Annotated in this window: 16 protein-coding genes, 1 pseudogene and 2 riboswitches; of the genes and pseudogenes, 8 read left to right on the plus strand and 9 right to left on the minus strand. The window is 69.3% G+C overall.

Annotation, left to right across the window (positions count from 1 at the left end; all coding sequences use genetic code 11):
* Positions 1 to 58 precede the first annotated feature (58 nt).
* Positions 59 to 736 carry an AAA family ATPase gene (locus tag VXC91_RS05920; protein ID WP_329505611.1) on the minus strand — a complete coding sequence of 226 codons (678 nt, stop codon included), beginning with the start codon at positions 734 to 736 and terminating at the stop codon, positions 59 to 61.
* Between the two features lie 169 nt (positions 737 to 905).
* Positions 906 to 1,006: riboswitch (glycine riboswitch) on the plus strand.
* Positions 1,007 to 1,118: riboswitch (glycine riboswitch) on the plus strand. It begins immediately after the preceding riboswitch.
* Between the two features lie 69 nt (positions 1,119 to 1,187).
* Between VXC91_RS05920 and gcvT the strand changes: the two genes are divergently transcribed.
* The 4 genes from gcvT (at position 1,188) to VXC91_RS05940 (ending at position 5,534) form a co-directional block, all read left to right on the plus strand.
* The gene (gcvT, locus tag VXC91_RS05925) at positions 1,188 to 2,309 is read left to right on the plus strand and encodes a glycine cleavage system aminomethyltransferase GcvT (protein ID WP_329505612.1); all 1,122 of its coding nucleotides are present in this window, start codon (positions 1,188 to 1,190) and stop codon (positions 2,307 to 2,309) included.
* A 111-nt stretch (positions 2,310 to 2,420) separates the two neighbouring features.
* Positions 2,421 to 2,798, plus strand: coding sequence for a glycine cleavage system protein GcvH (gcvH, locus tag VXC91_RS05930; protein WP_329505613.1), 378 nt, complete (start codon positions 2,421 to 2,423; stop codon positions 2,796 to 2,798).
* 16 nt (positions 2,799 to 2,814) lie between these two features.
* Complete coding sequence (gene glyA, locus VXC91_RS05935) at positions 2,815 to 4,077, plus strand: serine hydroxymethyltransferase (protein WP_329505615.1); 1,263 nt, start codon at positions 2,815 to 2,817, stop codon at positions 4,075 to 4,077.
* Between the two features lie 89 nt (positions 4,078 to 4,166).
* Entirely contained in the window at positions 4,167 to 5,534 is a 1,368-nt protein-coding gene (locus tag VXC91_RS05940; RefSeq protein ID WP_329505617.1) for an L-serine ammonia-lyase, read from the plus strand.
* A gap of 202 nt (positions 5,535 to 5,736) precedes the next feature.
* On the opposite strand, the gene VXC91_RS05945 is transcribed toward VXC91_RS05940, so the two are convergent.
* The 3 genes from VXC91_RS05945 to VXC91_RS05955 are packed head-to-tail and all read right to left on the minus strand — an operon-like array spanning position 5,737 to position 9,005.
* Complete coding sequence (locus tag VXC91_RS05945) at positions 5,737 to 7,437, minus strand: FAD-binding oxidoreductase (RefSeq protein WP_329505618.1); 1,701 nt, start codon at positions 7,435 to 7,437, stop codon at positions 5,737 to 5,739.
* Positions 7,434 to 8,162: a lysophospholipid acyltransferase family protein gene (locus VXC91_RS05950; RefSeq protein ID WP_329505620.1), complete on the minus strand. Its 729-nt coding sequence runs from the start codon at positions 8,160 to 8,162 to the stop codon at positions 7,434 to 7,436. Before VXC91_RS05950 ends, VXC91_RS05945 begins: the two co-directional genes overlap by 4 nt.
* A gap of 36 nt (positions 8,163 to 8,198) precedes the next feature.
* A complete protein-coding gene (locus VXC91_RS05955; RefSeq protein ID WP_329505622.1) occupies positions 8,199 to 9,005 on the minus strand; it encodes an SDR family NAD(P)-dependent oxidoreductase in 807 nt (268 codons plus the stop codon).
* Positions 9,006 to 9,813: 808 nt separating this feature from the next.
* On the opposite strand from VXC91_RS05955, the gene VXC91_RS05960 reads away from it, so the two are divergent.
* The 4 genes from VXC91_RS05960 to VXC91_RS05975 all read left to right on the plus strand — a co-directional run bounded on the left by VXC91_RS05960 (position 9,814) and on the right by VXC91_RS05975 (position 14,505).
* Positions 9,814 to 10,641 carry a hypothetical protein gene (locus VXC91_RS05960; protein ID WP_329505624.1) on the plus strand — a complete coding sequence of 276 codons (828 nt, stop codon included), beginning with the start codon at positions 9,814 to 9,816 and terminating at the stop codon, positions 10,639 to 10,641.
* Entirely contained in the window at positions 10,641 to 12,953 is a 2,313-nt protein-coding gene (locus VXC91_RS05965; RefSeq protein WP_329505664.1) for an HAD-IB family phosphatase, read from the plus strand. Before VXC91_RS05960 ends, VXC91_RS05965 begins: the two co-directional genes overlap by 1 nt.
* On the plus strand, positions 12,953 to 13,744 hold the full coding sequence (locus tag VXC91_RS05970) for a ferritin-like domain-containing protein (protein ID WP_329505626.1): 792 nt from the start codon (positions 12,953 to 12,955) through the stop codon (positions 13,742 to 13,744). Before VXC91_RS05965 ends, VXC91_RS05970 begins: the two co-directional genes overlap by 1 nt.
* A 206-nt stretch (positions 13,745 to 13,950) precedes the next feature.
* Entirely contained in the window at positions 13,951 to 14,505 is a 555-nt protein-coding gene (locus VXC91_RS05975) for a glycoside hydrolase family 25 protein (protein WP_329505628.1), read from the plus strand.
* Between the two features lie 72 nt (positions 14,506 to 14,577).
* Here VXC91_RS05975 and VXC91_RS05980 read toward each other — a convergent pair.
* The 5 genes and pseudogenes from VXC91_RS05980 to VXC91_RS06000 form a co-directional block, all read right to left on the minus strand.
* Positions 14,578 to 14,701: pseudogene (locus tag VXC91_RS05980) on the minus strand (NADP oxidoreductase); the annotation flags it as partial.
* A gap of 91 nt (positions 14,702 to 14,792) precedes the next feature.
* Positions 14,793 to 15,005 carry an EF-hand domain-containing protein gene (locus VXC91_RS05985; protein ID WP_329505630.1) on the minus strand — a complete coding sequence of 71 codons (213 nt, stop codon included), beginning with the start codon at positions 15,003 to 15,005 and terminating at the stop codon, positions 14,793 to 14,795.
* Positions 15,006 to 15,064: 59 nt separating this feature from the next.
* Positions 15,065 to 15,976, minus strand: a complete 912-nt coding sequence (locus VXC91_RS05990; RefSeq protein ID WP_329505632.1) for a MerR family transcriptional regulator — start codon at positions 15,974 to 15,976, stop codon at positions 15,065 to 15,067.
* Between the two features lie 109 nt (positions 15,977 to 16,085).
* On the minus strand, positions 16,086 to 17,261 hold the full coding sequence (locus tag VXC91_RS05995) for a YncE family protein (protein ID WP_329505633.1): 1,176 nt from the start codon (positions 17,259 to 17,261) through the stop codon (positions 16,086 to 16,088).
* Entirely contained in the window at positions 17,261 to 18,094 is an 834-nt protein-coding gene (locus tag VXC91_RS06000; protein ID WP_329505634.1) for a polysaccharide deacetylase family protein, read from the minus strand. The genes VXC91_RS05995 and VXC91_RS06000 overlap by 1 nt, the downstream gene beginning before the upstream one ends.
* Positions 18,095 to 18,403: the final 309 nt, after the last annotated feature.

The following is an 18,403-nucleotide window of genomic DNA, read 5'->3' on the forward strand; positions in this document are numbered from 1 at the left end:
TACCGCCTGCTCAGAACTACTGCCGTGGCAGAAAAGCCTAGCGGTTGCTCCTGGACGGTCACTTCGCCGCGAAGTCGATCCGGCGCAGGACGTCCGCCGCGTCCCGGTCGAGCAGCACCGCCGAGCCGCAGCCCTCCGGCAGTCGGCCCTGCTCGACGGAGCACAGCAAGTGGCGGGTGGCCCTGCGGTGCCTGAGGAACGCGTACCGCGAGACTCCGCGGCCGCGCGCCTGCTGCCCCTCCAGAGCCGTGTCCACGGGGACGTCGAGCACAAGCAGCCGGAGCGTGCCCCCGCGGCGCCGGGCCTCGCGGGCCAGCCAGCCGCGCACCCAGGACTGTGTGCCGCAGTCGTGCACCACCAGCCCGGTGCCCGCGCGCAGCGCGCGGCGCAGACCCGCGTAGTGCGCCATGCGGACGAGGGGGCGGTAGACCGCGTAGGGAAGGAAGCGGGCCAGGCGTGTGTCCCAGCGGTCCCGGGTGTCCTGGGAGTCGACCCGGGCACCCCGCACGGCACGCCGCATCAGAGTGGACTTGCCGCTGCCGGGCAGACCGGTGACGACGACGACGTCGCCCGCTTCGAAGATGAGCCCGTGCGGACTGCGGCCCCCGCGGTCGCGCAGATCGCGGACCACGGCATTCCGCAGCGGTCCGCAGGCCCCCCGCGCCGGGGCACCGGGTTGCTCGGGCACCGCGAGGCCCGAGGTCGTGGCGTACGCCGTGGTCCTGTTCACCGTCATCTCCCTCCCCATGGGTCGGGAAGTTGCCTGCCCGCCGATTGTAAAGAGAAGGTAATGCTCAGGTCTCTCGTTTTCATCCTCGTGCCGCCACAGGCCGGTCACAGATGCGGCCCTGCCACCATCGGACGATGCGTGCAATGATGTGCGCGCCAACTGCATACCGGCCGCTTGAATCCGCGCGGGAGAGTTCCGGCTGCACGCCTGTGCCCGGACGCCGAAGGAGCAAGTCCCTCCCTTGAATCTCTCAGGCCCCGATACCGCGCGGGCGAGGCACATCTGGAAAGCGGGCCCCTTCTGGTGGCTCCACCCAAGGTGCAAACCGTGACCACCCGCCGCGGGAGTCATGGCGAACCTCTCAGGTTCCGATGACAGATGGGGAGGAACGACCTCGCCCTCCCCTGCGCTCGGCTTCGTCCGTGCGAGGGACCCCGTTGCCCTGGGAGCACAACCGATGAGCAGCAACAGCCCCCTGCGCCGTACCGCGCTCGATGCCCTGCATCGTTCGCTGGGCGCGACGATGACCGACTTCGCCGGCTGGGACATGCCCCTGCGGTACGGCTCCGAGCGTGACGAGCACGTCGCCGTACGTACCAAGGCGGGACTGTTCGACCTCTCGCACATGGGTGAGATCACGGTGACCGGGCCCGAGGCGAACCGGCTCCTCGACCACGCCCTGGTCGGCAACATCTCCTCCGTCGGCGTCGGCCGCGCCCGCTACACCATGATCTGCCAGGAGGACGGCGGCATCCTGGACGACCTGATCGTGTACCGGCTCGGGGAGCAGGAGTACATGGTCGTCGCCAACGCCTCCAACGCCCAGGTCGTTCTGGACGCGCTCGGGGAGCGGGCCGCCGGCTTCGATGCCGTGGTGCGCGACGACCGGGACGCCTACGCGCTGATCGCCGTGCAGGGCCCCGAGTCCCCCGGGATCCTGAAGTCCCTGACCGACGCCGACCTCGACGGCCTGAAGTACTACGCGGGGCTGCCCGGCACGGTCGCCGGGGTCCCGGCGCTCATCGCCCGCACCGGCTACACAGGGGAGGACGGCTTCGAGCTGTTCGTGGCCCCCGAGCACGCCGAGAAGCTGTGGCTGGCGCTGACGGAGGCGGGCGCACCGGTGGGTCTCACCCCCTGCGGGCTCTCCTGCCGGGACACGCTGCGCCTGGAGGCGGGCATGCCGCTGTACGGGCACGAGCTCACCACGGCCCTGACCCCCTTCGACGCCGGTCTGGGCCGCGTCGTGAAGTTCGAGAAGGAGGGTGACTTCGTGGGGCGCGCCGCACTGCTGCGGGCCGCCGAGCGCGCCGAGCAGAACCCGCCGCGCGTCCTGGTCGGCCTGATCGCCGAGGGCCGCCGCGTCCCGCGCGCCGGGTACGCAGTCGTCTCCGGCGGTGAGGTGATCGGCGAGGTCACCTCCGGTGCGCCCTCCCCCACGCTGGGCAAGCCCATCGCGATGGCGTACATCGACGCCGCGCACTCCGCTCCCGGCACGCCCGGGGTCGGAGTGGACATCCGGGGCAGCCACGAGCCGTACGAGGTCGTGGCGCTGCCGTTCTACAAGCGCCAGAAGTAGACACTGGGCCCAGGACGGACGGGACTCCGCTCGCGTCCGTCCCCGCTCACGAGCGTCTCCACCAGTCCCCCTTCACCACCACTCCTCCGACCCAACAGGAGAATTCAGGCCATGAGCAACCCCCAGCAGCTGCGTTACAGCAAGGAGCACGAGTGGCTGTCGGCCGCCGAGGACGGCGTCGCGACGGTCGGTATCACGGAGCACGCGGCCAACGCGCTCGGCGATGTCGTGTTCGTCCAGCTCCCGGAGGTCGGTGACACAGTGACCGCGGGCGACACCTGCGGCGAGCTGGAGTCGACCAAGTCGGTGAGCGACCTCTACTCGCCGGTCAGCGGCGAGGTCACGGCGGTCAACGAGGACGTGGTCGACGACCCGTCGCTGGTGAACTCCGCCCCGTTCGAGGGCGGCTGGCTGTTCAAGGTGCGCATCGCGGAGGAGCCCGCGGACCTGCTCTCCGCCGACGAGTACGACGCTCACATCGCCGGCTGAGGAGTAACAGCACCACATGTCGCTTCTGAACACTCCTCTGCACGAGCTCGACCCGGACGTCGCCGCCGCCGTCGACGCCGAGCTGTACCGTCAGCAGTCCACCCTCGAGATGATCGCCTCGGAGAACTTCGCTCCGGTCGCTGTCATGGAGGCGCAGGGCTCGGTCCTCACCAACAAGTACGCCGAGGGCTACCCCGGCCGCCGCTACTACGGCGGCTGTGAGCACGTCGACGTGGTCGAGCAGATCGCCATCGATCGCATCAAGGAGCTCTTCGGCGCCGAGCACGCCAATGTGCAGCCGCACTCCGGCGCGCAGGCCAACGCGGCCGCGATGTTCGCGCTGCTGCAGCCCGGCGACACGATCATGGGTCTCAACCTCGCGCACGGCGGGCACCTGACCCACGGCATGAAGATCAACTTCTCCGGCAAGCTCTACAACGTGGTCGCCTACCATGTCGGCGACGACGGCGTCGTCGACATGGACGAGGTCGAGCGACTGGCCAAGGAGAACCAGCCGAAGCTGATCGTGGCGGGCTGGTCGGCCTACCCGCGGCAGCTGGACTTCGCCGCCTTCCGCCGGATCGCGGACGAGGTCGGGGCGTACCTCATGGTCGACATGGCGCACTTCGCCGGCCTGGTGGCCGCGGGCCTGCACCCGAACCCGGTGCCGCACGCCCATGTGGTCACCACCACGACCCACAAGACGCTGGGCGGCCCGCGCGGTGGCGTGATCCTGTCCACCGCCGAGCTCGCCAAGAAGATCAACTCGGCGGTCTTCCCCGGTCAGCAGGGTGGCCCGCTGGAGCACGTGGTCGCCGCCAAGGCGGTCGCCTTCAAGATCGCGAGCTCCGAGGAGTTCAAGGAGCGGCAGCGGCGGACTCTGGAGGGCGCGAGGATCCTTGCCGAGCGTCTGGTGAAGGACGACGTCAGGGCCGTCGGCGTGGACGTCCTGTCCGGCGGCACCGATGTGCACCTCGTCCTCGTCGACCTGCGCGACTCCGAGCTCGACGGACAGCAGGCCGAGGACCGGCTCCACGAGGTGGGCATCACGGTCAACCGCAACGCGATCCCGAACGACCCGCGCCCGCCGATGGTCACCTCGGGTCTGCGCATCGGCACGCCCGCCCTGGCGACCCGCGGCTTCACGGCCGATGACTTCGCCGAGGTCGCGGACGTCATCGCGGAGGCGCTCAAGCCGTCCTACGACGCACAGGCGCTGAAGGCCCGGGTGACGGCCCTGGCCGACAAGCACCCGCTGTACCCGGACCTCCGGAAGTAAGGCACCTCGGGGCATCGCGCACACTGGAGGCACACTCGTCGTGCGCGGTGCCCCGCCCCCTGCACCACCCCTGTACCTGAGGAGTCACGGTGGCCATCTCGGTCTTCGACCTGTTCTCGATCGGTATCGGCCCGTCCAGCTCCCACACGGTCGGCCCCATGCGCGCGGCGCGCATGTTCGCCCTGCGGCTGCGCAATGAGAGCCTCCTGAACTCGGCCGCGTCCATACGGGCGGAGCTGTACGGCTCGCTCGGCGCCACCGGCCATGGCCACGGCACGCCCAAGGCGGTGCTTCTCGGCCTGGAGGGCGCCTCTCCGCGCACGGTGGACGTGGAGACCGCCGACCGGAGAGCGGAGGACATCAAGGCCGCCGGCCGGATCCGGCTGCTCGGCGAGCACGAGATCGCGTTCTCCTTCGACGACGACCTGATCCTGCACCGGCGCGAGACGCTCCCCTACCACGCGAACGGCATGACGCTGTGGGCGTACGACGCCTCCGGGACCGAGCTGCTGTCGAAGACGTACTACTCCGTGGGCGGCGGCTTCGTCGTCGACGAGGACGCGGTCGGCGCGGACCGCATCAAGCTGGACGACACGGTGCTCAAGTATCCGTTCCGCACGGGCGACGAGCTGCTGCGCCTGACGAAGGAGACGGGCCTGTCGATCTCCTCGCTGATGCTGGACAACGAGCGGGCCTGGCGCACGGAGGAGGAGATCCGCGAGGGCCTGCTGGAGATCTGGCGGGTGATGCAGGCGTGCGTCTCGCGCGGCATGTCCCGTGAGGGCATCCTGCCGGGCGGCCTCAGGGTCCGCCGGCGTGCGGCGGTCACCGCCCGCCAGCTGCGTGCCGAGGGCGACCCGCTGTCCCGCGCCATGGAGTGGATCACCCTCTACGCGATGGCGGTGAACGAGGAGAACGCGGCAGGCGGCCGCGTGGTCACGGCACCGACGAACGGCGCCGCGGGCATCATCCCCGCGGTCCTGCACTACTACATCAACTTCGTGCCCGGCGCCGACGAGGACGGTGTCGTGCGCTTCCTGCTCGCCGCGGGCGCGATCGGCATGCTCTTCAAGGAGAACGCGTCCATCTCCGGGGCGGAGGTCGGCTGCCAGGGCGAGGTCGGCTCGGCCTGCTCGATGGCGGCGGGCGCGCTCGCGGAGGTACTGGGTGGCACGCCCGAACAGGTCGAGAACGCGGCCGAGATCGGCATGGAGCACAACCTCGGCCTGACCTGCGACCCGGTCGGCGGTCTGGTCCAGATCCCCTGCATCGAGCGCAACGGTATGGCTGCGGTCAAGGCCGTCACGGCGGCCCGCATGGCGATGCGCGGCGACGGCAGCCACAAGGTCTCCCTCGACAAGGTCATCAAGACGATGAAGGAGACCGGCGCGGACATGAGCGTGAAGTACAAGGAGACGGCGCGGGGCGGACTGGCGGTCAACATCATCGAGTGCTGAGGGGATGGGCCCTGACCTGCGTGTTCGACTCTTTCAGCGCTGTCAGGGCCTTCGCTGCCTACGCGGCGGGAAGTCCCTGGAATCTCGCGAGGCGACGTCGACCGCGGGTTCCCGATCACGACCAGGTCGGCGCCGCGGTCGCGGCGTGGCCGCGCCGATGCCCGCGAACCGCCCACGCGCGCGGGCCCATGGACCGCCGCGCTCAGACCACGATCTTGCGCGGGTTGAAGTTGCCACCCGGGTCGGCAGCGCCGAAGAGGCCCGACATGACCGCGACACCCTGCGTCGAGATGTCCTCCTCCAGCCACGGCGCGTGCTCCAGGCCCACACCGTGGTGGTGCGAGATTGTGCCGCCGGCATCGACGAACGCCTGCTGGATCGCACGCTTGACCGTGTCGTACTCGCCGAGAGGGTCGTCACCGAACACGAAGGCGAAAGTGAAGTAGAGGCAGGCGCCAGAGTGGTACGAGTGCGACATGTGCGACATCGTCCAGCCCTTGCGGCCGATCTTCTCGTAGGCGCGGCCGGCCGCGTCGTAGACCGCCGCGTGGATGCCACGCAGCTTCGACCACGGACCGGCGGTCTCGCTCACGTCGCCGGCGGCACCGCGGTCGAGCAGGAAGTCGCGGATGTACGGCGTGTCGAACTTCTTCTGGTCGTAGAGCGCACCGGGTCCCTTGCCGACACCGATGCCGTGATGCTTGCGCACGATCCGGTCGGCGAGCGACTTCTGCCGCTTCGCGTGCGCCTCGCCGCCCTCGAAGCCGATGAAGGAGAGGCACATCTCGTCGAGGTTCCAGCCGCGCTTCTTGAGATACGCCATGAGGCCGGCCTGTGCCATCTTCTGGATGCCCTTCGACTCCTTGCTCGTCGCCAGGGAGAAGCCCGTCTCGTGCGCGTCCGAGATGCGGGTGACCGAGGGCGAGACGTCGCTCTCCGCGATCTCCTGCATCGCGGCGAGGCCGTGGTCGAGGTTCTTGAAGAAGTAGGCATAGATGTCACGCCTCTCGGGACACCGGTGCACCTGCACCGTGACCTCGGTGATGACGCCGAGACGCCCCTCCGAGCCCACCACCATCTCCCGCACGCTCGGCCCGGTCGACGCGCTCGGAACGGCACGGATCACGAGGACCCCGCCGGCCCGCACGACACGCAGCCCCTTGACGATGTCCGCGATGTCGCCGTATTTGTCCGACTGCATGCCGGACGAGCGCGTGGCGACCCACCCGCCGAGCGACGAATGGGTGAAGGAGTCGGGGAAGTGCCCCATCGTCCAGCCGTCCCGGTTGAGTTGAGCCTCCAGGTCGGGGCCCAGCGCCCCGGCCTGAATGCGCGCCAGGCCGGATTCGGCGTCGATCTCGAGCACCCGCGAGAGGCGGCCGAGGTCGAGCGAGACGACCACCCGCGACTCGTCCGCGTGCGGCTCGAGGCTGCCCGCGATGTTGCTGCCGCCCCCGAAGGGGATGATCACGGCATCGGCCTCGACGGCCGCCTCGACGACCATCTGCACCTCCGCCTCGTCGGCCGGGTAGACGACCACATCGGGAGTGCGCGCGAACTCGCCGGCCCGGATGCGGACCAGGTCGCGCAGGCTCTTGCCGTACGTGTGGACGACCCGCGACATGTCGTCGACGACGGCGTTCCCGTCTCCGACGATGCCGCTCAGCAGCTTGACGAACGTCTCGGGCGCCCTTGAGGCCGGCACCTTCAACTCCGAGAAGTCGGGCCGTTCGGTGCGCTTGCCCGCCAGGAGGTCGAGACCGACGGCCTTCAGTACGAACGGGGCGAAATCGGGCTTGTCCTCATGGTGGAAGCCGACGCCCTCCACGCCCCAGCCCCACCACTTCATGTGCTTCACATCGCCGGTGCGGACCGCGTCGGCGCGGCGGAGGGGATCGGTCACGAGTGGTCTCCTTCAGGTGCTGCGACGTCAGGTGAGATGGCGTTCGAGCCGAGAATGCGGTGGGAGTTCTCCTCGGCCAGCTTGACGATCGCCGAGCGGATGCGTTCGGTGAACGCGCCGGCCGACTCGCCGGGAAGAGCGGTGAGCGGTTCGCCGAAGACGACCCCTACCGGCTGGCGGCCCCGCTTCGGCCATTTCGATCCGCGCGGGTGAGCCGCGTGCGCGCCGATGATCGCGGCGGGCAGCACCGGCACACCGGCCGACGAGGCGAGCGCCGCCGCCCCCGGCTTGAACGTCCCCGGCGATCCGTCGCGCGAGCGGGTCCCCTCGGGGAAGATCAGGAGCGGCACTCCCCGGTTCAGCAGTGTCTTGGCGCTCACACCGCGCGGGTTGACCCCGGTGCGGTCGACCGGGAAGGCGTTGCAGAAGAGAGCCGTGAGGCCGCGCCGCCACCGCACGTCGAAGAAGTAGTCGGCGGCGGCTCCCGCTGCGAGGTAGCGCGCCAGCCGGCGGGGCAGCGCGCCCAGGATGAGGGGCGCGTCGAGGTGCGAGGTGTGGTTGGCGGCGACGACATACGCGTCCTCGACGTCCTTCAGGCATTCACGTCCCAGTACCGTGACGTCGGTCACGCTCCAGACGACGGCCTTCAACAGCCCCCGCTGCGCGACGAAACGCGCAGCAGCAAGAGGGCGTGAGGTGAAACGGTCGCGTGTCGCCGCGAGCATCCGCTTCCTTTCCGTGCGGCTCGCCCGCACTGACGTTCAGTGGCTGAGACGGTCGCTGCGACCGGACGAGAGCCGTCGTGAGATCCACCGCACTGTACGGCGTGGAAGATGACGTGCGAACCAGATGAGCAACCGGTACCGGACGGTGGGCAGGGAGATCACCCGTCCGCGCCGCACGTCGCGCAGACTCGACGCGACGACTCGGTCGGCGTCCAGCCACAGGAAGTCCGGAATGCTCGACGACCGGATTCCGGCCCGCTCGTGGAATTCGGTGCGGACCCAGCCCGGGCAGAGCGCCGTCACGGTGACGCCCGTTCCGTGCAGCTCGTTCGCCAGCCCCTCCGTGAGCGAGGTGACGAAGGCCTTGACGGCCGAATAGCTCCCCATCGTGACGAACCCGGCTGTGCTGGACACATTGACGATCGCACCGTGCCCGCGTTCGCGCATGGCCCGCCCAGCGGCGCCGGCGAGCACCAGCACCACGCGCCCCATGACCTCGATCGCCCGGTCATGCGGAGCGGTGTCGGCCGAGGTGATCGGTGCGTGCACGCCAAAACCGGCGTTGTTCACGAGCATGTCCACCGGACGGGCGGGGTCCTCCAGCCGGGCGGCGACACGCTCGACGTCCGCGCGATCGGACAGGTCGGCAGGCAGCACCTCGACGGCACGGCCCCGGGACTCGAGCTCGACCGCCATTCGGCCGAGCCGCTCCCGGTCGCGCGCCACCAGGACAAGGTCCCATCCACGGTCTGCCAGAGCGCGCGCGAACGCTGCTCCGATACCCGACGTGGCACCGGTGACAAGTGCGACTCCGGTACGGCTCAGCATAGTTTCATATGACATCTGCTCGACATCCGAACTCCCCGCTCGTAGCTACTCCATGGGGTGGCGAACGGGTCCACGCCTTCGAGCCCGAAACCGGCCTTCCGAGCCACCTGGTTAAGCACCCGCTTCCGCACGGGAACTCTAAGATCCGAGAAAGCTTCCGTGTTCGATGTCGGACGGGCCGACCCAGGTGAATCGCTACGGTCGTGCAGCAGCCGATGGCTGACTCCTCGCGCATGACACACCCTTCTTTTCTCGGCTCATGCCTTTAGACCGGGCACGCATCGATCCTGTGACACGAGCTTCCGCACATGCTCATGCGGACCCGGGAATCGCCCTATGGCCACGGGCCCTCATCGCGCGCTGTGCCGGCGTGGGTTGTCCGGCCGAAAGTGCGCAGTTCTCCGATGGGACGAGGCCCCGCAGCTGAGCGATGCCCAGCAAGGCCCGGCGCACACTGCCTGCACTGACACGCCGAGACACTGCTCCGATACCGCAGGATCTCTCGTTCTTCCCCGCGGAGGCCGGTAGATGCAGGGCTCACGTTGCGGAGGTCGGCGTCGTTGCCAGGGGTGTCGAACCCGGCAGCCGACTGGATCCACCTGCGCTCTGTCCGACAGCGCCCCGGCTGCAGGCCGGCCGTCATGATCGGTCGGTATGCTCTGAATCATCCCTTCAGCCGTACCATCCGCCTCCAGGCGGAACCAGGCCACGTGTCACACATGCGCCGCTTGCCCGGTCTCACGTGATAGCCCCCGACAGCTTTGCGCACGTTCCGGGGCCTCTGCAGAGTTAGCCCCCCGCTCCGGCCCCAGAAAGCCCGTGCATGAACTCAAACGACGAGGCGACGACCGCGCCGCCCGAGACAGCGGGCTTCGATGTGCGTGAATTCGCTCGTACGGCACACGGCAGCCACCGCGGAACGCTCGACCTCGGGTCGCTCGCCGAAGAGCCGCTCGACGCCGAATCCGTGCGGCTCGTTCGCGCGCTGCGCGACATGGAACGTTCGACGCTGCAACGCGTGCGCGACCTCCTCGTGACGGCGACACACAAGGACGCCCGGGTCACCGCGTTCCTCACCACGTGGATGTTCGAGAGATTCTGGATCGCGGACGCCCTCGATGCCGTCCTGGATGCTTCTCCCGCCGCCCGCGGCCTCCCTTCGAGCGCCGGCCCGGCACGGTGGGTACTGGCGGAGCGCCGCGAACGCCGTGGCCCGATCCGTCGCTCCCTCATCGCCAACATCACCGGTACGCAGATCGTCGCCGAACACGTGACGACGAGCCTCGTGGACGAATGGATCACGCAGGCGGCCTACCGGCGTCTGGCCGGGATGTCCCCCGCCGTGGCGTCGATCATCAACCCCCTGGCGGAGATCAAGCAGCGCCACATCCGCTTCCTGGCCGAGGAGTCGGAGCGGCGGCTCGGGGGCTCGGTCCGCGCCCAGCGCATCACCCGTCGTGCCCTCCGGCACTCCGCCTGGCCGCTCGGCTCGGTCGATCGCTCCAAGCACGAGCGCACCTTCTTCGAACGCCATGTCTTCGGCGACCGGAGCGGACGGGCCGAGGCGGGCCGTATCCGCGCGATGGTCGCCGCGCTCCCCGGCATCGGTCCCGGTGTCGCATCCACCGTGGAATCGAGGCTCCTTCCGTGATGCCGCACAGTGCGAAAACCGAACTCGGCAACGCGCACGTCCTGCTCACCGGCGCGACCGGCTTCGTCGGGCAAGCCGTGCTTGAGCGGCTGCTCACCGATCACCCCGCCACCCACATCTCGCTCCTCGTGCGCGGGAAGGGCAGACAGACCGGGCAGGACCGGCTCCGGCAGCTTCTGCGCAAACCCGTGTTCGAGCGCTGGCGGGATGCCGTGGGGGCCGAAGAGGCCAAGCGCATCGTCCGTGAGCGGATCACGGTGCTCGACGGCAGCATGACCAGCATTCCTGAGCTGCCCTCCCACCTTGACGTCGTCATCCACTCGGCGTCGACCGTCTCGTTCGACCCACCCATCCACGAGGCGTTCGACACGAACGTCAACGGCGCCGTAAGCCTCTACCAGGCCCTGCTCGCCTCCGGATCGGACCCGCACGTCGTCCACGTGTCGACCTGCTACGTCGGGGGACTCCGACGCGGTGTGGTGCCCGAGGCCAAACTCAAGCACGACGTCGACTGGCGCACCGAGTGGACCTCGGCGACACAGGCCCACGAGCGCACCGAGCTCACCTCGCGGGAACCGGCGCAGCTCGAGCGGTTCATGTCCCGCGCCCGCGGCAACCACGGCAAGGAGGGCCCGATCGCGGTGGCCCGCGCGAGCGAGAACGCGCGGCGCGAGTGGGTGCGTTCCCACCTCGTCGACGCCGGCCGGCGGCGCGCCCAGAGCCTGGGGTGGACCGACGTCTACACACTCACGAAGGCACTCGCGGAACGTGCCGCGGAAGACCTCTGGGGCGAGGCCGGACACCGGCTTTCGGTGGTCCGGCCCGCGATCATCGAGAGCGCCCTCCAGCATCCGTTCCCCGGCTGGATCGACGGCTTCAAGGTCGCCGATCCGCTGATCTTCGCCTACGGCCGCGGCCAGCTGCCTGACTTCCCGGGGCTGCCCGACTCGATCCTCGATGTCATCCCCGTCGACTTCGTCGTCAACGCCATCCTCGCCGCGGCGGCCAACCCGACCCCTGTCGACGAGCCGAAGTACTTCCACATCGCCTCGGGCGCGTCGAATCCGCTGCCTTTCCACCGCATGTACGAGAACGTACGCGACTACTACATGCAGCACCCGCTGCCCAAGGACGACGGTTTCGTCAGGGTGCCGACCTGGAAGTTCGCGGGCGAACGCAAGTTCAACCGACGTCTTCTGCTGGCGAAGAAAAAGGCCGACCTGTGGGACGCCGGTCTGCGGCTGATGCCGAACAACGACCGTAAGCGCGCTCTCACGGCCGAGAACGCCAAGCTGCGCGCCGGCATCGCCACCCTCAGCAACTTCACCGACCTCTACCGCGCGTATGTGCAGACCGAGATCATCTTCGACGACCGCAACGCCCGCGCGCTGAACAACGCCCTTCCGGCCGAGGTGCGCGAGGACCGTGGCTTCGATGTGGAACGGATCGACTGGGAGGAGTACCTGCAGAAGGTGCACCTCCCCTCCATGAGCGAACTGACAGCGGCCTACCGTCGCCGGAAGGCCACGGCCACCCGGCCGGCGAACGCCTGCCCGAGACCCGAGCTGCCGCAGCGTACCGACGTGCTCGCCGTCTTCGACCTCGAACGGACCGTCGTCGACTCCAACATCGTCGAGCAGTACCTCTGGGTGCGTACCTCGGGCTTCCGCAAGGCGGCCTGGCCGAAGGAGGTCGCGGACCTGCTCGCCTCGCTGCCCGGCTACCTCCGCGCCGAGAAGCGCGACCGCGGCGAGTTCATCCGTGCGTTCCTGCGCCGCTACCGCGGCATGCCCCTCGCCCGTCTCGAGGAGGTCGTGCGGCGCGGCTACGCCGACACGATGCTGCGGCACACGAGCGCGGACGCCCTGGCGCGCATCCGCGAGCACCGAGCGGCGGGTCACCGCACCGTCCTGGTCACCGGCTCCATCGGCCTGCTCGCCGCTCCGCTCGCCGACCTGTTCGACGAGGTCGTCGGCAGCACCATGCACACGAGAGACGGTGTGCTCACCGGCTACCTCGCCAAGCCGCCGCTCGTCGACGAGGCGAGGGCCGCGTGGCTTCGGCGGTACGCCGAGGAGGGCGGCTACGACCTCGCGGCCTCCTACGGCTACGGCGACAGCCACTCCGACCTGCCGTGGCTGTCGCTGCTGGGCAAGCCCTCGGCGATCAACCCCGACGCCGAACTGGCGCGCGAGTCGCACAAGAGGAACTGGGACATCCACCGCTGGAAGAGCGGTGGTTCGGGTGTACGCAGCGAGGTCATCGCTGCCCAGGTGACCATTCCGGCGCGCACCGACGAGAAGAGTGACTGATGGCTTTCGACATAGACAAGTACACGAAGAACTCCACCGGGGTGCAGTGGGCCGACCTCGACCTCGACGAGTTCGAGCGCAACCCGCTGCCCGCGGAGACGCTGCGCACGCTGCGCTACATGTGTGACATCGAATACCACACGGTCTGCTACCTGCGGGATCTGCTGACGACCCCGTCGCACAACGAGCCCGCGGTGGGCGCTTTCATGACGATGTGGAACCGCGAGGAGTTCTGGCACGGCGAAGCGCTCGCGGCCGTGCTCGATCGCCACGGCATCCGAATCGACTTCGACGAGCTCAAGGCGACCCGTCTGAAGCTCGGCTGGAAGGACCGCTTGGGGACGGTGAAGCAGACGGCGATGAGCCGACTCATCGGAAATGACTTCGTCGCCGTGCACATGGCGTGGGGTGCGGCGAACGAGTGGTCGGCGACTGCGGCGTACCACAGGCTCGCGGCGATGGAGAGTCACCCGGTGTTGACACCGCTGCTGAAGCGGATCGCGCAGCAGGAGACGAGGCACGTCGCGTTCTACGCGTCACAGGCGCGTGAACGGCTCGCGGCGAGCAAGAAAGCCCGTGTGTTCGCCCGGTTCGCGCTCGAAAAGGCCTGGGGCCCGGTCGGCTCGGGCGTCATGTCCGAGAGCGAGGTCACGCATGTCATGACCCACCTCTTCGCAGGCCCCGAGGGCCGCAGACTCATCCGCGACATCGACTCGCACATAGCGAAGCTGCCGGGCATGGACGGGCTGCGCATAGTCCAGGACTCCATGGACAAGCGCGGCATCGCTTAATGCGGACGCTCGTCGTACCTCCCGTGGCTGCCGCACCAGTTGGCCACTCTCCCTTCGGAGCCGCCGACCTGGCGTGGGCGAAGGGGAGTTGAGGCGTGCGGAAGCGAGGTCAGGGCTGAACGACCGGCTTTTGGGGCATACCACCCGTGTCATGCTGACCCAGGCATGCATCCCTGTCCCCCACCAGCACTCTTCAGGGAGCCCCCATGCTGCGAGGCGTCGACATCAGCGCCTACCAGTCGTCCTCGTACGACACGGACGGCCTCTCCTTCGTCTTCATCAAGGCGACGGAGGGGCGTTCGTATGTGAACCCCAAACTCACCGCCCAGACGAAGACCGCACGGGACGCCGACTGCGTGGTCGGCTTCTACCACTTCCTGTGGCCCGGCAATATCGCGGCGCAGGCGGACTACTTCGTCGGCAAGGCCCCGGAGAAGGCCGGCGACCTGCTGGCCGTCGACTGGGAGACGACCGACGACGGCACGCACGCGAGCAACGCCGAGAAGGACCAGTTCATCCGCAGGGTCAAGCAACTCCGGCCGCACAACCGCGTCCTTCTCTATGCGAGCCGGCACTTCTGGCTGAACGTCGACACCACCTCGTACGCGGGTGACGGTCTGTGGATCGCGGACTACGTGACGGCGGGCAAGCCCCGCATCAAGGCGAAGTGGCTTTTTCACCAGTACGCCTCCGACCCCGTGGACAAGGATGTCGCCGCCTTCGCCGACAAGGCCGCCCTGCGCGAATGGGCCCGGGGGTGACCGAGACCACCGTGCGCCGAGCCCGGGGCGAAGGCCGGGCCGCACATGCCGTGGAAAGCGTCCGAACCAGCCACGGAACTCCGGCGTGCGCTCGGGCGACGCCTCCACCGGCGCCTCGGTGACCGCGTCGAGGCCCACCCGCAGGCCGTACACCGGGGTGCCGGGCTTGCCGGCGCCAGGAGTCGTCGGTACCGCCCCGAGGTGCGCCGTCGGGGCGCCACGCTCCGGGGCCCGGCATGACGAGGGGTGTCCTTCCCGGCCGGGGAAGGACACCCCTCGTCGTCGGCTCACTTGCTCAGGTAGGTCCAGAACTCGTCGAACGACAGGACCTTGTCGCCGTTGAGGTCGCGGGTCCTGATGACGGCCTCCGCCACCGCGTCGGTGACGTTCCAGTCGCCCCCCTGGGCCAGGGCGGACTTGAACTCGGCGGCAGTGATGAATCCGTCACCGTCCGCATCGATCCGCTCGAAGTGCCTGCGTGCTTCCTCGATGTCCGCCACCGATCCGCCCCTTCTTGGTGCCTTTGCCGTCGTACGGCCGTCCTGCTGACGTGGTCAGATTAACGGCCTGTCCGCGACCTCAGTGCGGCGACCACCCAGGCGAACTCCTCCCGGTGCGGCGGCGCCGGCTGTCCGTTCACGACGCACAGCAGGTCCCGGTAGCGGGCCACCCGTTCGTCGAAGGCCGTCTCCATGCGTTCCAGCACGGCGGCCGGGTCGGCGTCCCCGAGCAGGTCGCGCAGCACCGGATCGGCTTCGGGCGCCTCCGGCGCGATCCCGCGTTCCCGCGCCGCCCCCACCAGCTCGACCAGACGCCTGACGAACCACATGGACGCTCCGGCGGGGACGTCGGGCCCCCGGTCGGCGGCGTTGAACTCGGTCGCCTTCCGCATCGTGGCCCGGAACTCCGGGTCCTGGAGCATCTCGGCCAGCTCCACCCAGGCGTCGACCTGCTCGGGAGTCGGGTCCTCGGGCAGGTCCGCCGCCGTGCGGCGCATCCGTTCCCGGATCGCCGGATCCACGGTGTCGAGCCCGTGGAGCAACTCCTCCACGAACTCCTCCATGATCCGTTTCCGCTCGGCCGCCGACAGCCTCGCCAGCTTGTTCATCAGGGTCATCTCCTCCGCACTCGAGCCGCGTCGTGCCACGGTCGACAGCACCGCCCGGGTCACCTTCAGGGCGCGGATCCGCGCGTCCAGGGCCGCCACGTGCGCGGCCGCCACTTCGGCGACGGTCGTCTCGCCGCCCAGCACCCTGCGGACGTCGTCCAGGCCAAGTCCCAGTTCGCGCAGGGTGCGGATCAGCTCGAGGCGAGCCACGGACCCGGCGTCGTACAGCCGGTAGCCGCCCGAGGAGCGGGCCACCGGGGGCAGGGCACCCTCGTCCGACCAGTAGCGGACGGTGCGGACGGTCAGTCCGGTCGCCCGGGCCAGTTCGCCGATGGTGAAAAGACCGGTGCCGTTTTCGATCACGTCTGCGAGTCTGGGCCTTCCAGTGGGTGGAGACTCAAGCCGAGGAGCCGCACCGGGCCGCGCATCATACGGCGGCGTCCGCCGGGCCGACCCCGCAGTCGCCCGCACATCATCGGAAGACACCCGTGTGCCCCAGTGAGTAGCGGCCCGGCTGCGGGTAGACGGCGAGGCCGTGCGGGCCGCTTCCCACTTTGATGCGGGCGAGTTGACGACCGGTCCGGGTATCGATCGCGTACACCTCGGAGTTGTATCGCCCGGAGAGCCACAGCACGGTGCCGTCCGCCGAGACGCCGCCCATGTCGGGGCTGCCACCCTGGGGCAGTCGCCACTTCGCGACCAGCCGCTTCGTCATGAAGTCGAAGACGGAGACGGTGCCTTCGCCCCGGTTGGAGATGTACATCTCGCGGGAGTCGCGGCTGACGTAGAGGCCGTGCGCGCCCTTGCCGGTGCGCAGGAAGGACGGCACCCCGAAGCGGTCGCCGTCCAGGATCCACAACCCGTCCGCCATCATGTCGGCGATGTAGAACGTCCTGCCGTCCGGCGAGACCTTCACGTCCTGCGGCATGGCGCCGCGGAACGGCAGCTTCTGCCGGCGGGTCACCTCCATCTTCTGGGTGTCCACCTTGAGCAGTTCACCGCTGAACTCGCAGGACACGATGAAGTAGCGGCCGTCGATCGAGAAGTCGGCATGGTTGACGCCGGAGCAGCTCACCGGCACGGACTTCGCCACCTTCATGGTGTGGGCGTCGCGGAAGACCAGCCTGCGGTCCTTGGACGCCATCACCACGGCGTACATGCCGTTGGGTGTGAAATACAGGTTGTAGGGATCGTGCACATCGACCGGCTCACCCGCCTTGCCGGTCCTCGGGTCGATGGGGGTCAGGGAGTTGCCGAGGTCGTTGTTGACCCAGAGTGTCTTCAGATCCCAGGAGGGCACGACGTGCTGGGGCTGTCGGCCGACCGGGATGGTCTCGATGACCTTGTACGTCGCGGGGTCGATGACGGACACGGTGTTGGAGTTGGTGTTGGGGACGTAGACGCGGGAGGGGAAGTCCCTGACCACGGGGGAGAGCCGGTCCGGGCGGTCGGCGGCGTAGAGGTTGTTCGGATCGAGCACCGGAGGCATGCCCGGCAGGGTCTGGACCGTCCTCTGCTGCTGCGCGGGCTTGACGGGGCTCTTGGACGGGTGGGTCTCGCCCTCGTGGGGGGATCCGATGCTGCATCCGGCCAGCGCGGCGAGTGCCGCACCGGCGATCAGCACGCGGGTGACGATCATGGGGTACATCAGCTCAGCAGCTCCGTGGCGGTCACCGCGGTGAGGCCGCGGCGGTCGAGTTCGTGCAGGAGGGCGGGGAAGGCGGTGACCGTGTCCACGTACCCGAGATGCAGGCTCACCACGGACCCGTTGCGGACCTCGTCGACGACTCTGCGGGTGATGGCGACGGCACCGGGCGAGGTGTAGTCGAACGAGTCGACGTCGTACGACAGGACGTGCGGGTAGCCGGCGAGGCCGGCCAGACGCGCGACGGCGTCGGTGGCGCGCGGGGCCCGGGAGGGGCGGAACCAGGTGCCGATGGAGCCGGTGAGCCGCCGCAGGCGGTCGGCGCACCCCCGGATCTCGGCGAGCGCCTCCGACTCGGACATGGTGTTGATGCCGAGGTGGTGCAGGGTGTGGTTGCCGAGGTCGTGACCGCCGTCGAGGAGGCGGCGGGCGACGTCGGGGTAGGCGTCGAGCCAGGTTCCGACCGCGAGCACGGTGACCTTCGCCCCCGCCCCCTCCGCAATGTCGAGGATCGACCGGGTGATGCCGGGGTCTCCCTCGCCGTGGAAGGTGAGCGCCACCCGAGGGCGGTCGCGCGGACCGTGGGTGATCTGGCCCGGCTGTTGCGGATAGGCGCGAGGCGGCGGCGCGGCGACCGAGGCGTGCGGGGTGTCGGTGGCGCGGGACGGCAGGGGCTGTTGTACGACGCCGCCGCTGGGGGCGCAGGCGCCGGCGAACGTACCGACGGCGAGTCCCGCGCCCGTGCGCAGCGCCGTGCGGCGGTCGGGCACCGTAGGCGCGGTGCCCGTCTCGTGGTCCGGCGAAGTGGAAGGGACGGGCGTGGTCACTCTCCCCATTTAAGGGCGAGATGCCACCAAAATCGGCGATTGGCCCGATGGGCGCGGGGCGGGTCGCATGTGCACACACCTTCACATCCGCCCACAAGCCCCGCACAGGTACCGTTGCGTGACCGAGCCCGGTGGTGGATCAGCCACCCTCATCCACGACAGTCGATCATGCGGCAGCCGCCCATTGATCCGGGCACAGGTTCGTCGCAGATGCCGCGGGCACACACCCCCATTCCGTTCCGTGGCAGCCGATGAAGCCCTGGCCGCCCGGCGGCCGGGGGCTTCCGGCATGGGGACCCCGCCGCCCCGCGCGTGGCT

Origin of the sequence: Streptomyces chiangmaiensis (genome assembly GCF_036281785.1) — a bacterium.
Classification (GTDB): Bacteria; Actinomycetota; Actinomycetes; order Streptomycetales; family Streptomycetaceae; genus Streptomyces; species Streptomyces chiangmaiensis.

Bases quoted from the DNA above. Each gene is read 5' to 3' on its own strand.
- VXC91_RS05960 (WP_329505624.1), top strand. From the start codon at position 9,814: ATGAACTCAAACGACGAGGCGACGACCGCGCCGCCCGAGACAGCGGGC.
- VXC91_RS05950 (WP_329505620.1), bottom strand. From the start codon at position 8,162: ATGCTCGCGGCGACACGCGACCGTTTCACCTCACGCCCTCTTGCTGCT.
- gcvT (WP_329505612.1), top strand. From the start codon at position 1,188: ATGAGCAGCAACAGCCCCCTGCGCCGTACCGCGCTCGATGCCCTGCAT.
- VXC91_RS05995 (WP_329505633.1), bottom strand. From the start codon at position 17,261: ATGTACCCCATGATCGTCACCCGCGTGCTGATCGCCGGTGCGGCACTC.
- VXC91_RS05965 (WP_329505664.1), top strand. From the start codon at position 10,641: ATGCCGCACAGTGCGAAAACCGAACTCGGCAACGCGCACGTCCTGCTC.
- VXC91_RS05975 (WP_329505628.1), top strand. From the start codon at position 13,951: ATGCTGCGAGGCGTCGACATCAGCGCCTACCAGTCGTCCTCGTACGAC.
- glyA (WP_329505615.1), top strand. From the start codon at position 2,815: ATGTCGCTTCTGAACACTCCTCTGCACGAGCTCGACCCGGACGTCGCC.
- gcvH (WP_329505613.1), top strand. From the start codon at position 2,421: ATGAGCAACCCCCAGCAGCTGCGTTACAGCAAGGAGCACGAGTGGCTG.
- VXC91_RS05955 (WP_329505622.1), bottom strand. From the start codon at position 9,005: ATGTCATATGAAACTATGCTGAGCCGTACCGGAGTCGCACTTGTCACC.
- VXC91_RS05970 (WP_329505626.1), top strand. From the start codon at position 12,953: ATGGCTTTCGACATAGACAAGTACACGAAGAACTCCACCGGGGTGCAG.
- VXC91_RS06000 (WP_329505634.1), bottom strand. From the start codon at position 18,094: ATGGGGAGAGTGACCACGCCCGTCCCTTCCACTTCGCCGGACCACGAG.
- VXC91_RS05920 (WP_329505611.1), bottom strand. From the start codon at position 736: ATGACGGTGAACAGGACCACGGCGTACGCCACGACCTCGGGCCTCGCG.